The organism is Muricoccus vinaceus (assembly GCF_042433125.1).
GTDB lineage: Bacteria > Pseudomonadota > Alphaproteobacteria > Acetobacterales > Acetobacteraceae > Roseomonas > Roseomonas vinacea.
This window is the reverse complement of sequence record NZ_JBHLVZ010000036.1, coordinates 76,217-87,816: the sequence shown is the minus strand read 5'-3', so window position 1 is coordinate 87,816 and position 11,600 is coordinate 76,217. Positions and strand designations below refer to the sequence as shown.

Genomic DNA, 11,600 nt, shown 5'->3' with positions numbered 1-11,600 from the left:
GCCGACGACATCCTCGCCAGCGTCGGACGCTTCTGCCAACGAACCTCCAACTCAGACCACTAGCCAGCATGGAGCAGACCTTTGGCGAGGATTACTCCAGTTTCGGTATGGCCTTCGTAATGGGTACGCACTCCCGGCGTGCCGAGCAGTGGCTGCTGGTCGGCGTGCTGCGACTGGATCCTGTCAACCAACTCTCCTTGCTCTGACCCGCAGCGGCGGATTAGTCGGGCCTGAACAACCTCCCGGATGCTGATTTGCTCGGGAGAGTTGGTGGGTTTGGCGTTCCGGAATTGCAGGGTTCAGTTGGAACCATGCGGTATTCCTGCACTTCTGGCGGGCATGAAGCATCGTCCCGCCCGCCGGAACAGGCCGACCTGTTGCGGCCACGCCTGGTCGACATGATCGATGGACGGCACGAGCTGGTCCGGCTGGCCGCGCTGATCGACTGGTCCTGGTTCGAGCGGGAGTGAGCCGGCTTCTTCCCCGCCGGTGAGGGACGGCCCGCCACTCATCCGCGCCTGATGGCGGGGCTGATGTACTTGCAGCACGCCCACGGCCTCTCCGATGAGGCGGTGCTCGCCCGCTGGGTGGAGAACCCGTACTTCCAGCACATCACCGGCGAGACCGTCTTCCAGCACCGCCCGCCCATCCACCCCTCCTCGCTCAGCCGCTGGCGCGGCCGCATCGGCGAGGAGGGGGTGGAGTGGCTGCTGTTTCAAGACCATCGAGGCAGGCCGGGCCTCGGGTGCCGTGACGCCGCGCAGCCTGTCCGAGATCGCGGTGGACACCACGGTGGTGGTGAAGGCCATCGCGCATCCGACCGACAGCCGCCTCTACGAGAAGGCGCGCCATTCCCTGGTAGCGCTGGCTGGCAAGGCCGGGATCCGACTGCGGCAGAACACACAACCGCAAGGCTCCGCGCCTGGCAGCCCAGGCCGGGCGCGTCCTTCGCGACATCGGCCGCAAGCTCGGCGCCGTCCCCGAGGGAGGGCTGCGGACGCGGATCGAGGAACGCATGGCTCTCGTCACCCGCCTGCTGCGGCAGACGCCCAAGAGCACGGGCAAGCTCTACGCCCTGCACGAGCCCGAGGTGGACTGCATCTCCAAGGGCAAGGCCCGCATCCGCTACGAGTTCGGCTGCAAGGTCAGCATCGCCACCACGCTTGCTGGTGGCTTTGTCGTCGGCATGCGCTCCATGCCCGGCAACCCCTACGACGGGCACACCCTCCCCGATGCCCTCCAGCTGGTGGAGACCCTCACCGGGCAACTCCCCACCCTTGCCGTGGTCGACCGCGGCTACCGTGGCCATGGCGCCCACGGCACGACGGGGCTCGTCAGCGGCACGCGCCGCGGCCTCACGCCACCCCTGCGCAAGCTCCTGCGCCGCCGCAGCGCCATCGAGCCCGAGATCGGCCACATGAAATCTGACGGACGCCTCGCCCGCTGCGCCCTCAAGGGCACCATCGGTGACGCCCTCTACGCCGTGCTCCGCGGCTGCGGGCACAACATCCGCAAGATCCTCGCCCACCTCAGGACCCTTTTGCTCGCCCTCCTTGGCGCCCTCATTCACGCAACGGGTCAGCCGGACTACCAGCCGGTTACGATCCAGACAGCCGGAAGAGGTTATTCAAGGCCGACGGATTAGCGACAGGTGTGTTGAGGACTGAGAAGGATGTCCTGTGTTTACGGCCGGCGATCTCGAGCTCCTGCATACGTCCTCCGGCCGGGAGGCCGTTGCCGCGCTCCTGGATCCGGGCCTCTGGGAGCTGAACGAGCAGACGGGTAGGCTGACGGTCGGAGTGTTCCGGGGCACCCTGATCGTCCGCTACATCGGCGACTACCAGGAGTCCAAGCAGCCCGAACACCTACCAGCAGGATCGCAGTCCCTGGCCAGCAGCCCCAAGCCCCCTACCGCTCCACAGTCGCCGCCACCGTTCGTGGCCGAGCGCGTCGCCCTCCTCAAGAAGGCGGTCCATGAGGAGATCCACCAAGCCAGTGACTATCACAAGGCCTGGCCTCCGTCGGTCCTGACAGGGCATGGGCGGCGTCCCGGTCGTTAGGTCGTCGCCCAGCGCTCGTTGCCATGGATTTCCTGCTGAAAGAGGAGCGAGCCGCCTTCGGCAGGCGGTGCGGCGGCTGGAGCTTTGAAAGAACCTGTCTGCTTCGCCCAACCAAGCCTCGAAACCTGCCAGGCTACTACCGGCCAAGTTCTGCCGTGGAACATTGTCCGATGTCGCGGTCAGACCTGAGGCGGCATTCTCACAACGAGCCGCCGCTCCCCCAACCCCATGCCAAACCCATGGGGTTGGGCGAGCAGAGTCTGACAGCTTCACTACCCCTGGCGAACCCTGCCAGGGTTCTACGCTCGGCCTACTCCATGCGGGCGCCGGACAACTCCACCATTTCCTTCCACATCGGGCGCTCACGATCCATGCGCTCCCGCGCACCAGCTGGCGTGGTCGCCAGCGCCTGACCGCCTGCCACCAGGAAGCGCTGCCGGATCGCCGGGTCGGCGGCCACGCTTTGAACGGCGGCGGAGAGCCGATCCTGCACCGGCATCGGTAGCCTTGCTGGGCCGATCAGCGCAGACCAGGCGGTGACCACGAAGTCCGGTACCCCGGCTTCCGCCATCGTGGGAACCTGGGGCATGGTCGGCCAGCGCTCGGCCGTGGTCATGCCCAACGCCGTCATCTGCCCCTGCTGTATGATCCCGGCATAGGAGGCCAGGTTGTCGATGGCGAAGTCCACGTCGCCCGACAGCATGGCTGGGATCACCTGCGCCGCGCTGCGGAAGGGCACATGGGTGCATGCTATTCCCGCGCGTTTGAACAACAGCTCCGAGCAGAGATGCGCCGAGGTGCCGACGCCCGAGGTGCCATAAACCACCCCACCCGGCTTTGCCCTTGCCCAGCTCAGGAAGTTCTCCATGCTGCGAGCGGGAACAAACTTCTCCGATACCACCGCGACATTCGGCACCTCGAAGGCCAGTGAGACCGGCGTGAGGTCACGCACGGGATCATAGGGCATGGAGCGATAGAGGAAGGGATTGATGATGAAGTTGCCCACGGGCGCGGTGCCCAGCACGTAGCCATCGGGCGCGGATTTCGCGACGGCGTCCACACCAATATTGCCGCCAGCGCCGGAACGGTTTTCTACCACCACCGGTTGGCCGAGCCGCTCGCGCATCCCGTCCGCCAGGATCCGGGTCAGCACGTCCGTGGCGCCGCCCGCAGGGTAGGGGCAAACCAGCCGTATCGGGCGCTCAGGATAGCTTGGCTGAGCCTGAGCCTGAGCCTGGGCGGCAAGAGCGGCGGTGGTGGAACCGAGAAGCACGCGGCGTGAGAGCATTGGATTCCTGAAAGCGCATGGGTTGGTGGCACACCTTAACCACCAGCCAGTTCCGTGCCAGCGCCGTAAGCTACCAGCCATGCTCAGGCGCGCCCTTCAAGTTTCCTCCCGAGTGACCCTGCTGGGCAGCAAATAGCCGCTCCAGACAAGTTCAGAGGGTGGCTGCTTTGCGCCCACTCCGGACGCTGCGAACCATCGAGGAGTTCCCTGGCAGCGGACTTCGCGCCGACGCCCATGTTTGATCGAGGGGAGCGAAGGGCAACTCCTCAGGAGCTGGCCGAAAGCCTGCCCATGATCCCGGCCAGGCAGGCCAGCACGTCATCGGGCTTGTAGGGCTTGGCGATCACGGGTGCGTCCACGTGCTCCCCCTTGTTCACCACCGACGGCTCGTAGCCGGTCGCGAAGACAAACGGCACGCCAAGTGCGGCAAGGCGGTCGGCTACCGGAAGGGCCGATTGACCATCGGCGAGATTATAGTCGATCACCGCGGCGTCGATCCCACCCTCGGACATGGCCGTCGAGATGGCCGACAGGGCCTCAGCCACTCTGGCGGCTTGCACGACGGCCTGCGCGCCCGCGATCATCAGGGCGTCTTCCAGCAGAAAGGTGATCAGCGGCTCGTCCTCGACCACGAGGATGCGCCGGCCCGTGAAATCCAACGTCATCGTGCACTCCTCGGCTTGGGGGTGACCGGCCTCGGAGCGGGCCCGGCATCTGGAAGGAGGTCTTCTTCGAGGATGGTAAGGTGCACGGCGTACGAGACTTCACCGTCTTCGGCATCGCGATGAAGGGTACCGATCACCTCATCCCCGACCACGACCTCGATGCTCATTCCGGCGTGCTTGGGGGGAACGACGCTGATGCGCTCCGTTCCCAGCAGCCGACGCAGGTAGGCCTGCACACGCTCGATCTCGGACTTCGTCAACGTCTGGCCACTCCCACCACATTCGGCACCATCATGCAGTTCCATGCTCCGCACGAGCGGCGCCGCGCCGGAGGCGGCTCGCGGTGGGAGAGGACCTGCCCCGCCTCACCTTGATCCAGGTGCCGTGGCGGCGGAGCGGGCTGGGTAAGCGCAAGGACAGCACATGCACGACATGGCGCATCTGGGAGCCATCACGCAAGAGCCACGCGCCCTCTGCCGCGCCTAAGCAGCCCTCCTCCAACCATAGGCCATCCTCGGCTCATGAAGGACGGCACGCTTCGTGACACCGGCGTCTCCAGCGTCAAAACGCCCGAGTTGGCCATGCGGCGCTCGGATCAAATCTGGCAGATCGGTAAGCCGCGGTGACGGCATCGGAGGCGCAGGACGGCAAAGGCTGTTCCGGCTTGAACACGCCGTTCGGTTCGCGGAGGACCTGGTCCGCTTTCGTGTGATCGAGCCTCGAAGGCGGCCGTTCCGCTTCCGGCCAAGGAGGACCTTGCAGACCGCCGCCAGGAGAGGGCGGTTTAGGCCAGGCTCGGCAGTTGGGATCGAACCCGCGCTCCGACCCACCCACAGCTGACGTTCGGCTCCCTGGTATGCTTAACTCCGGGCCAACGCGCGGCCGATCCCTTCGCGAAAGCGGTCTGGGTCCTCCTCACGGCACCAAAGGTGTGGGCTGACGCGCAGAACGCCGAGGCGGTCGCTGCAATAGATGCCCCCGGCAGCCAGCGCCGCGAGGAGGCCGGGGGGCATCCCGCCGGGAATGCGGATGCCCAGGATATGCGGTGCGCGCCGATCGGGCCGCAGGACATCCAGCCCCAGCGACGCCGCGTGTTGGGCCAGGCGGTCGGTCAGGTGGCGCAGGTGTCCTGCCACAGCTTCGACACCCCAGCCGAGCACCAGCTCCATCCCGGCCAAGGCCATGGGCAGCAGGATGGGGTCGTTGCGCTCGCCCTTGTCGTAGCGGCGGGCGCCGGGGGCGGGGATGCCGCCGGGCCGGTTGGTGCTGTTCTCATCAAGCGGCAGGCCGTTCTGCCGGTGCGGGGCGGCATACAGGAATGCGAGGCCGTAGGGCCCGAGCAGCCACTTGTAGGTGGGAAAGGCCACGAAGTCCGGTTGCAGCACCGCGACATCGAGCGGGATCACACCGACGGCCTGGGTGGCGTCCACCACGACTGCCGCGCCCGCTTCGCGGAGCACCGGCATGAGGCGGTCGAGCGACACCAGGGCGCCGTCGCTCCAGTGCAGAGGGGTCAACGCTGCCACCGCGATTGGCGGGGCACCGGGGCGGGTGATCGCAGCCAGCAGCGCCGAGGTCCAGTCGCCGTTTACCGGACGGGGCACGATCTCGAGCAGCAGGCCGCGCTCGGCTGCCAGACGGTCCCAAATCAGCGACTGCGACGGGAACTCGTGTTCCATGCGCAAGATGCGTTGCCCGGTGGGCAGCGGGAGGCAGCGGGCCGCGGTGGCAATGCCCTGACTGACCGAGCCAAGGATGGCGACGTTGTCGGGGGTGGCGCCGATCAGCCGGGCAGCAGCGGCGCGGGCGCGCTCAGCCAGGGCGTCGGCGCGGGCCTCTGGGTGGTTCCAGGGCTGGCTCTTGGTCAGGACGCCGTGCTCACCGGCCGCGCGCACCGGACGTGGCGAGAGCGAGTAGGCGGCGCCGTCAAGGTAGCAGACGCCGGGCGGGATCTCGAACAGATCGTGCTGGCTGGGGAGCATGAGGTGGCATTCTCCATCGCGTCGGAGCGCAGTGTCGCGCCTGGTCGCTCCCCTGGCCAGGGCAGGCGCGGCGGCAAAGGGTCGGGTACCGCGGTAACCCACTTGGGGGGGCCACCTGGATGAGGTGCACAGCGAACTTAACCGACCAGCCACTTCAACTGCTGTTTATCGCCCACAAAGGCATTGGGAGGATCTCGCCCGAAGTCCCATAAGCGGACATTGCTCACCAGGCGCCGGTGACAAATTTGGCAGATCCAAGCCAGGCTAATCCTGAGGGGTGGGCAGCCAGTCGATGAACGCGGCGATCTGCGTCAACTCACGTCGCAGAAGCGGCACGGCATGATCCACGAAGCCGCGCACAGGCGACCAACGCCGTGGGTTCGGACGGAAGACCATGCTCACCGGGACCGCTTCCGGCTCAAAGGGCGTGAGCACGCGCCGCAAATGGCCCGCCGTCAACGGCTCAGCCACCTGATAGGACAGAGCGCGCACCAAGCCCTTGCCCCGGAGAGCCGCGTCGAGCCCGGCCCCGGCGCTGGTGATGGAGAGCTGCGTCTGCACCTGGACCGACCGCGTCCGCGGGCTGCCGGCCTTTTGCCGGAACGTCCAGAGATCACGGTTTCCGTATGGATTTACTCCGATGCAGTGATGATCGGATAGGTCTGCGGGCTCTTGCGGCTGGCCACAACGAGAGAGGTAGGCAGGAGAGGCGCAAATGACCTGCCGCACTTCACCGAGCTTTACCGCGACCATGCTGCTGTCCTGAAGATGTGCCAGCCGGATGGCGACGTCGACGCCTTCACTCGCCATGTCGACCATGCGGTTCAGGAGCAGTGCTCGCGTCTGCACCTTGGGGTGCAGCTCCAGAAATGATTCCAGCACCGGAGCCACTTTCAGGCGGCCGAACAGCTCCGGCGCGGTCAGCACCAGCGTGCCGCTGACGACGTTTGGCTCCTGTTGGTTCCGGGTTTCGGCGAGCCGGGCCAGCACGTCTCGCCAGATCGCGGCGTGACGTTCGCCTGCTTCGGTTAGACGCAGGCCGCGCGTGGTGCGCAGCAGCAGCGTCTCCCCCGCTCCTTCCTCCAAAAGAGCAACGGCGCGCGTGGCCGCCGCTGCAGAGCGGCCAAACCGCCGCGCCGCAGCGGCGAGCGAGCCTTCGTCAATGGCGGCGACAGCCATTTCCATCGCGTCCAGCCGATCCATGGTTTCAGTTCCTGAAATCGAGCGCTTCATCCAACGCGCATTTAGCCAGTTGCTGCAACTGTCTACCTTGGTTCCACCGCAGCGAGGCGATGCCATGATCGAGACCATCTCCGTGCTTCAGCGCCGACCCCTTCTGCTCTCCTTGGCAGCAATTCCAGCCGCAGTGCCGTTCGCGTCCGTCTCCTACGGCTCCACCTCCCTCACGGAGACGACCATGCTCGACGTCCAGTACCGCACCCAACAGGTTGGCTCCGTGGAGGTCTTCTACCGCGAGGCAGGACCGGCTCAGGCGCCGGCCATTTTGCTGCTGCACGGCTTTCCAACGAGCAGCCACATGTTCCGCGACCTGATCCCGCTGCTCGCTGACCGCTACCGGGTGATTGCGCCAGATCTGCCCGGCTTCGGCCTGACCAGGGCGCCGGAGCGCGGTACCTTCGACTACAGCTTCGACAACCTCGCCAGCGTTATCGGCCAGTTCGTTGATGGCATCGGCCTGAGGCGCTACGCGCTGTATGTCTTCGACTACGGCGCGCCGACCGGCCTGCGGCTGGCTATGACACACCCCGATCGGGTCACCGCGATCATTTCGCAGAACGGCAACGCCTACCTCGAAGGGCTGAGCACGGAGTGGGAAGCTTGGCAGGCGTATTGGCGCGAGCCAACCGATGCCAACCGTGCACGCTGCCGTGCCGCCCTGACTGACGAGTTCATCCGCGCCCAATACACGCAGGGCGCCCCGGCAGGGCGTGTTGCTCCCGACGGATACACGCTCGACCAGTTCTACATGCACCGCGCCGAGGCGGCGGATATCCAGCTTGATCTCATCCTGAGCTATCGGACCAACGTGGCGCTTTACCCGGCCTTCCAGAGCTACTTCCGGCAGCACCAGCCGCCGCTGCTGGCGGTCTGGGGCAAGAACGACCCGTACTTCCTGCCGGAAGGTGCCGAGGCCTACAGGCGCGATCTGCCGAAAGCGCAGGTGCATCTGCTCGATACCGGCCACTTCGCGCTTGAAACGCACCACCAAGAGATCGCCGGTCACATCCGCCGCTTTCTGCCAAGCTGATCAACAACCATCTCCTCGTCGAAAGCGTGGCGGGGAGGGATGACGGTCAGCCACCCGGCCCGCAGGTGGTCACGCCCCGGCTTCAAGCAGTACTCGATGCAGAGGTGATGATCTGGCGGCTGAGGCGGGCGCAGATCGGACAAGGCAGCATCTGGCCGGAAGGGACAGGTTCCCTTCCGAGATGGCGAGTTGAAAGGGCAAAGGTCGATGCTTCGACCAACGGCCGCGGCGCTTCATCGCAAGCCCTGTCCCTCAACCCGCCCGGCCACCACCTGATAGACTGCCGACCCGCTCCGCTGCGAAGCGCTCTCGCAGCCAAGTCGCGGCGGGACCGCAGGGACGCTGCTTGTGCCAGACCAGCTCCGGCGCCATTGGCCAGTCCCCTTTGTCGGAGCGCTGTGGAGAGCGAGGCCTGCGGCGAGGGCGTGGGTCGATACGGTGAACGACAGGCCGAGCGCCTGCACCAGATCGTCCCGATCCACCCTGAGGGAAACGAGGTAAGGGACGGCTGGAATGACGAAGACGCCGGTCGCTCCTGTGACCAGCCCCGTCACCGCACCGACCAGCGGCCCCGCCCAGGGCTCGATTGCGGGCGGGATACGGAACTGCGGCCTCAGTGGATCGAAGAAGCCGTAGAGGAACAGCGTGATACCGAGTCCCTTGCTCGCAGCCGGGGCGGCCTTACCGGCGATGATCCCCGAACCGGCCAGTGTGCCCACGACAATGGCCAGCATCATGGGCGAGAGGCGACGGACCAGCATGGCAAATCGCGGCCCGGCTGGTAGCTGCTAGACGTTCATCACTAGCAAGGGGACGAGAAGGAGCGCAGCAGCCTGAACGGGAGGCATGGCGAGGCCGAGCAGGCCCATGGCAACCGTCGGCAAGCCGAAGCCCATCAGGCCCTTCACCATACCTGCCAGCAAGAAGATGCCGAACAGCATCGGGGCGAGGGAAAGGATGTCCATCATGCACGGGACCCTGCCGCTGCCGCACAATGCGGGACTGGCGTAGCCTGCCTCGGTCCTGAACGAAGGCACGCTGCCCGTGCATTTTGATCCGACAGACCTGCGCCTGTTCCTCCATGTGGTGGAGGCGGGAAGCATCACGGCAGGCGCCGCGCGTGCCGGGCTCTCCCTTGCCTCCGCCTCGACCCGGGTAAGGGGATGGAGGACCAGGCTGGGGTGCCGCTGCTGGAGCAGGGGCGGCGCGGGGTGGAGCCGACGCCAGCAGGACGAACGCTGCTGCGGCATGCGCGGTTGGTGACCGGGCAGATGGAGCGGATGCGTGGCGAGACGGGCGAGTACGCTCGCGGGCTACGGGGCCGCGGGCGGCTGCTGGCCAACACCGCCGCCGCAGCCGAACTCCTGCCCGAGCTCCTGGCCGACTTCCTGCGCGCCAACCCGAACGTGGATGTGGACCTCGGTGAGCGACCCAGCCCCGAGGTGGCGCGGGCTGTCGCCGAAGAGGAAGCGGAGCTCGGGATCGCAGCGGGTCACGCGGACTTCTCAGGACTGGGAAACCCTGCCTTTCCAGACCGACCGGCTGGTGCCGATCACGCCGCCGGACCACCCCTTGGCGGGACGTGGACAAGTGACCTTCGCCGAGGCGGTGGGCTTTGAGTTCGTGGGTCTCTCGGACGAGCGCGCGCTCGGCGGGCACCTGGCGGGGCATGCGGCGCGTGCGGGCGGGCTGATGCGAACCCGCATGCGGGTACGGGGACTGGACACGGCCTGCCGCATGGTCGCGCTCGGAGCGGGCTGCCGCTCGCTCACGAGCGGAAGTGCCGCTCACGGCCAGACCCAGCCACGGCAGCTCGGAGCCCACCGCAGCCATCGCTCTGCCGGAGACGCAGCCTCATCAGACTTTCTCTCAGGCGGCCTTGGCCGCAGCCCGCGCAGCGAACTTCTCTTCCTCGCTCCAGACCTTGCGCTCGCGCTTCTCCTGCGGCTTGATTTCCTTGACCGGCGCACCGCCCAGCACAGGTGGGCGCATGGTCGAATTTCGTGCTGCTTCCGAATGCCACTGGTGATCGGCTCGAACGGTCAGGGCGCGGCCGATTTCACGTTCCACGTCACGCAGCCAGGCACGCTGCTCGGCGTCGCAGAGCGTAATGGCGAAGCCGCTGCGCCCCGCGCGGCCGGTGCGGCCTATGCGGTGGACATAGCTTTCCGGCAGGCTCGGCAGGTCATGGTTGAAGATATGCGTCACGGTGTCCACGTCGATGCCGCGCGCTGCGATATCCGTCGCCACCAGGACCTGCACGGTTCCGGCACGGAAGGCGTCCAGCGCGCGTTCCCGCTGGCCCTGCGACTTGTTGCCGTGCAGGGCCTCGGCCGTGATGCCCGCCTCGATGATAAAGGCGCAGACGTCGTTGGCGATGGTCTTCTGAAGGGTGAATACCACGGCTTGGCCGATGCCCGGTGTTCGCAGAAGCGCCAGCAGCGCCGCTTTCTTGTCGGATGCATCGACGAACATGACCGATTGCTCGATCCGGTCGACGGTGGTGGAGGGTGGTGTGATCTCGACCTTCGCCGCATCGCGCAGCAGGCTCTCGGCGAGCGAAGCGATGGTTTTTGGCATCGTTGCTGAGAACAGCAGCGTGTGCCGATCCTTTGGCAGCGTCGCGACAATGCGCTCGATCGGCTTGGCGAAGCCCATGTCGAGCATCTGGTCCGCCTCATCCAGCACCAGCGCATCGAGCCGCGACAGGTCGCAGAGACCCTGATTGATCAGGTCCAGCAGCCGCCCCGGCGTGGCCACAATGATGTCCACACCCGCCTTGAGCGCGTTGACTTGGTGGAACTGACTGACGCCGCCGAAGATCGTCGTCACGGTGGGCTGCAGGTAGCGGCCTAGGCTCTCGAAGCCGTCGGCGATCTGAGAGGTCAGTTCGCGCGTTGGCGCCAGGACCAGGACGCGGGCACCGCCCTTCGGTGCCGAGCGGGGAGCCACGGCAAGGCGATGCAGCAGCGGCAGCGCGAAGGCGGCGGTCTTGCCCGTCCCGGTCTGGGCCATGCCCAGCAGGTCGCGGCCCTTCAGCAGCATCGGGATCGACTGGGCCTGGATGGGGGTAGGATTGGCATACCCTTCCTCCGCCAGGGCGCGCAGCAGGGCCGGTGCCAGGGAGAGGTCGGCGAACGTCATGGGCATGGTCAAACGGCGCCTCCGGCGCGGGGTAAGGCTGCGCCTGTTCGGGCTTCGCTGGTCGGAAGGCGGGCTTCTATGAGGGATGCTGCACTGCGTCAACGCGGAGGAGAGGGGCGGCGAGGTTGTTCTTCCCTCGCCCGCGCTCGCCGCACACCTTGCCTCCCTTCGGTCTGGACTTCATGAGCAGGG

13 protein-coding genes and 2 pseudogenes are annotated in these 11,600 nt (G+C 66.7%); 7 read left to right on the top strand and 8 right to left on the bottom strand.

The window, feature by feature from the left end:
- From ACFFIC_RS14215 to ACFFIC_RS14205, 3 genes and pseudogenes are all read left to right on the top strand, one after another.
- Window positions 1-206 (top strand): hypothetical protein (locus tag ACFFIC_RS14215; protein WP_377051393.1); only part of this gene is annotated, 206 nt, incomplete at its 5' end.
- 105 nt (window positions 207-311) lie between these two features.
- A pseudogene (locus tag ACFFIC_RS14210) lies at window positions 312-1,645 on the top strand (transposase).
- A 34-nt stretch (window positions 1,646-1,679) separates the two neighbouring features.
- Window positions 1,680-2,060: a hypothetical protein gene (locus ACFFIC_RS14205; protein WP_377051391.1), complete on the top strand. Its 381-nt coding sequence runs from the start codon at window positions 1,680-1,682 to the stop codon at window positions 2,058-2,060.
- A gap of 310 nt (window positions 2,061-2,370) precedes the next feature.
- Here ACFFIC_RS14205 and ACFFIC_RS14200 read toward each other — a convergent pair whose 3' ends face one another.
- From ACFFIC_RS14200 to ACFFIC_RS14180, 5 genes are all read right to left on the bottom strand, one after another.
- A complete protein-coding gene (locus ACFFIC_RS14200) occupies window positions 2,371-3,348 on the bottom strand; it encodes a Bug family tripartite tricarboxylate transporter substrate binding protein (protein ID WP_377051389.1) in 978 nt (325 codons plus the stop codon).
- Between the two features lie 266 nt (window positions 3,349-3,614).
- A complete protein-coding gene (locus tag ACFFIC_RS14195; protein ID WP_377051387.1) occupies window positions 3,615-4,013 on the bottom strand; it encodes a response regulator in 399 nt (132 codons plus the stop codon).
- A complete protein-coding gene (locus tag ACFFIC_RS14190; protein ID WP_377051385.1) occupies window positions 4,010-4,273 on the bottom strand; it encodes a DUF3126 family protein in 264 nt (87 codons plus the stop codon). Before ACFFIC_RS14190 ends, ACFFIC_RS14195 begins: the two co-directional genes overlap by 4 nt.
- Window positions 4,274-4,873: 600 nt before the next feature.
- Window positions 4,874-5,995 (bottom strand): aminotransferase class V-fold PLP-dependent enzyme, encoded by a 1,122-nt coding sequence (locus ACFFIC_RS14185; protein ID WP_377051383.1) that lies wholly within the window; start codon window positions 5,993-5,995, stop codon window positions 4,874-4,876.
- 264 nt (window positions 5,996-6,259) lie between these two features.
- Entirely contained in the window at window positions 6,260-7,228 is a 969-nt protein-coding gene (locus tag ACFFIC_RS14180) for a LysR family transcriptional regulator (protein ID WP_377051381.1), read from the bottom strand.
- A 64-nt stretch (window positions 7,229-7,292) separates the two neighbouring features.
- Here ACFFIC_RS14180 and ACFFIC_RS14175 point away from each other — a divergent pair, with 64 nt between their 5' ends.
- Window positions 7,293-8,264 carry an alpha/beta fold hydrolase gene (locus tag ACFFIC_RS14175; protein WP_377051379.1) on the top strand — a complete coding sequence of 324 codons (972 nt, stop codon included), beginning with the start codon at window positions 7,293-7,295 and terminating at the stop codon, window positions 8,262-8,264.
- A gap of 233 nt (window positions 8,265-8,497) precedes the next feature.
- Here ACFFIC_RS14175 and ACFFIC_RS14170 read toward each other — a convergent pair whose 3' ends face one another.
- Both ACFFIC_RS14170 and ACFFIC_RS14165 read right to left on the bottom strand, forming a co-directional pair.
- Window positions 8,498-9,025: a hypothetical protein gene (locus tag ACFFIC_RS14170; protein WP_377051378.1), complete on the bottom strand. Its 528-nt coding sequence runs from the start codon at window positions 9,023-9,025 to the stop codon at window positions 8,498-8,500.
- Window positions 9,026-9,052: 27 nt separating this feature from the next.
- Window positions 9,053-9,232 (bottom strand): hypothetical protein, encoded by a 180-nt coding sequence (locus tag ACFFIC_RS14165; protein WP_377051376.1) that lies wholly within the window; start codon window positions 9,230-9,232, stop codon window positions 9,053-9,055.
- Between the two features lie 76 nt (window positions 9,233-9,308).
- Here ACFFIC_RS14165 and ACFFIC_RS14160 point away from each other — a divergent pair, with 76 nt between their 5' ends.
- The 3 genes and pseudogenes from ACFFIC_RS14160 to ACFFIC_RS14150 all read left to right on the top strand — a co-directional run.
- Complete coding sequence (locus ACFFIC_RS14160) at window positions 9,309-9,527, top strand: helix-turn-helix domain-containing protein (protein WP_377051374.1); 219 nt, start codon at window positions 9,309-9,311, stop codon at window positions 9,525-9,527.
- Window positions 9,428-9,883: a LysR substrate-binding domain-containing protein gene (locus ACFFIC_RS14155; protein WP_377051372.1), complete on the top strand. Its 456-nt coding sequence runs from the start codon at window positions 9,428-9,430 to the stop codon at window positions 9,881-9,883. The genes ACFFIC_RS14160 and ACFFIC_RS14155 overlap by 100 nt, the downstream gene beginning before the upstream one ends.
- Window positions 9,810-9,977 (top strand): annotated as a pseudogene (locus ACFFIC_RS14150) (LysR family transcriptional regulator); the annotation flags it as partial. The gene ACFFIC_RS14155 and the pseudogene ACFFIC_RS14150, both read left to right, overlap by 74 nt.
- Before the next feature lie 156 nt (window positions 9,978-10,133).
- Here ACFFIC_RS14150 and ACFFIC_RS14145 read toward each other — a convergent pair.
- Window positions 10,134-11,414, bottom strand: a complete 1,281-nt coding sequence (locus tag ACFFIC_RS14145) for a DEAD/DEAH box helicase (RefSeq protein ID WP_377051399.1) — start codon at window positions 11,412-11,414, stop codon at window positions 10,134-10,136.
- Window positions 11,415-11,600 lie beyond the last annotated feature (186 nt).